This is a genomic window from Pseudomonas sichuanensis (assembly GCF_003231305.1).
Taxonomy (GTDB): domain Bacteria; phylum Pseudomonadota; class Gammaproteobacteria; order Pseudomonadales; family Pseudomonadaceae; genus Aquipseudomonas; species Aquipseudomonas sichuanensis.
In genome coordinates, this window is the sequence record NZ_QKVM01000153.1 from 1 (window position 1) to 398 (window position 398).

The window sequence follows — 398 nt, forward strand, 5'->3', positions numbered from 1 at the left end:
GGGAAGTCGTAGGTGGACAGCAGGTCGCGAACTTCCATCTCGACCAGTTCCAGCAGCTCAGCGTCGTCTACCAGGTCAGCCTTGTTCAGGAAGACCACGATGTACGGAACGCCAACCTGACGGGACAGCAGGATGTGCTCACGGGTTTGTGGCATCGGACCATCGGCGGCCGAGCAAACCAGGATCGCGCCGTCCATCTGGGCAGCACCGGTGATCATGTTCTTCACGTAGTCAGCGTGACCTGGGCAGTCAACGTGAGCGTAGTGACGAATGTTCGAGTTGTACTCGACGTGCGCGGTGTTGATGGTGATACCGCGGGCCTTTTCTTCCGGAGCCGAGTCGATCTTGTCGAACTCAACGACGGCCGAACCGAAAACTTCGGAGCAGACGCGAGTCAG

General features: G+C 58.8%; 1 protein-coding gene. It reads right to left on the minus strand.

Annotated elements, in window-relative coordinates; all coding sequences use genetic code 11:
• Positions 1–398 (minus strand): GTP-binding protein (locus tag DM373_RS28510; protein ID WP_244215152.1); only part of this gene is annotated, 398 nt, incomplete at both ends.